Consider the following 2,100-nt stretch of genomic DNA (forward strand, 5'->3'; position numbering starts at 1 on the left):
GTTCACAAGAATATCCCTTTAATTCTATCCGGGAAGCAATAGATGTTGCCGAGTTTGGGAGTCATATTTTTGTTGAAGATGGGATTTATTATGAAAATATTAACTTTCAAGGGAAAGCGATAATTATTGAAAGTAAAAATGGTTATGAAAATTGTGTGATTGATGGTTTTCAGCATGATCCAGTAGTTACTTTTGAAAATGGGGAAGGATTAAATTCTATGCTCTCGGGCTTTACCATAGCTAATGGTTACGGAAGTGGTTATCAACCTAATGCCGAAGGTGGAGGAATCTATTGCACAAATCATTCTGATCCTTATCTTCAAAATCTGTTGATAACAAATAATTCTGCTCGATCCAGGGGCGGTGGTGTTTATTGCCATTTTTCTGATCCGACTTTAGAAAATATTACAATTTCTGAAAATAATATTACAGGTTATGGTTACGGTGGTGGAATTAATTTTTATCATTCCAATCCTACTTTAATTAATGTAATCATTTCCGGGAATAGTTCTTCAGGTAGTTATGATGGTGGTCATGGTGGTGGAATGTACTGTGAGAATTCAGATCCGATTTTGATTGATGTAACCATTAGAGATAATGTTGCCGGTACAAATGGAGGAGGGATTTATTGTACAAATTCTTCTTATCCGCAATTGTCAAATGTTAGGATTTGTAATAATTCTGCAACTTATAACGGTGGCGGGATTTATTGCCAATGGAATTCAACCATAAATTTTAATAGTGAAAGTCGTTCTAATATATATTTGAATCAATCTGCAAATGGAAGCGATCTCTATTCAGATCAGATAATTGAGGTTTATGTAGACACATTTACAGTTATGTTTCCAACTGATTTTTTTGCCTACCCGATTAATAATTATACATTTGATATAATTCATTCGGTAATAACGCAAAGTGATTCGGATTTATATGTATCTCCAGAAGGTGATAATACGAATAGCGGATTGTCATTTGATGAACCCTTAAAAACGATCTTTTTTGCCAAGAGCAAAATCATGGTCAATGGTCATAATCCACACACGATTTTCCTGGCACCCGGAATCTATAGTTCAACCACAAACAATGAGCTGTTTCCGGTATCATGCATAAGCTATGTTTCTTTTTATGGAAGTGGAATAGACGAAACAATTTTAGACGCAAATATCGAAACAGAGGTCATTTATATTGATAATATTCAAGATGTGTCGATTGCAGAAATGACTATAAAAAACGGATCGGCTTCTACGGGTGCTGGAATTAAATGTTATCACTCTGATCCGGCTTTTATTAATTTAAAGGTTTGTGATAATGAATCAAGTTATGCTGGAGGTGGATGTTTCTTTTACAATTCCAATCCTTATCTCGAAAATGTTCTTATTAATAACAACTCAGCCAATCGTGATGGTGGCGGTATTTGTTACAACAATAGTTCAAGTTCTAATTTGGTTAATGTGACAATTGTCGGCAACAATGCAGAATCAGGTGGAGGTATTCATTGCGAGGATAATTCCAGTACTGATTTAATAAATGTTACAATTTCCGACAATTCTGCAGAATCAGGTGGCGCCATCTATTGTGAACGAGGTAGTAATGTTTATGTTGTTAATTCCATACTTTGGAACAACATACCTCAAAATGTTTATTTTTATTCTCACATGAGCGAAAACAATATTCTTATTACACATTCCGATATCCAGTTTGGTGAAGAAGGAATTGAAATCAATGATAACGGAACAGTTTATTGGCTCGAAGGAAACATCGATGAAGATCCTCAATTTGCCGATCAAGAAAATGGGAACTATCATCTTTTTGATGATTCTCCCTGTATCGATACCGGAACTGCTTATTTTGAGTGGGAAGATGAAATCTTGATCGATTTAAGTTATGATGAATATTATGGTTGGGCACCTGATATGGGAGCTTTTGAATGGGATGAAACTTCAGCTAATGAAGAATTAATAATCAATAATGAAAAGGTTAGATTGTCAAACTATCCTAATCCTTTCGATGCGGAAACTACTATATCATTTAATCTTACCGCAGAGGACGGAGAGATCGCAGAGGTAATAATATACAACATCAAAGGGCAAAAGGTAAAAA

At 34.9% G+C, this 2,100-nt stretch carries 1 protein-coding gene; it reads left to right on the forward strand.

Features of this window, described 5'->3' with window-relative positions:
- Window positions 1-2,100 (forward strand): hypothetical protein (locus tag ENL20_11090; protein HHE39096.1); only part of this gene is annotated, 2,100 nt, incomplete at both ends.

The sequence above is a fragment of the Candidatus Cloacimonadota bacterium genome, assembly GCA_011372345.1.
In the GTDB taxonomy this organism is placed as follows: Bacteria; Cloacimonadota; Cloacimonadia; order Cloacimonadales; family TCS61; genus DRTC01.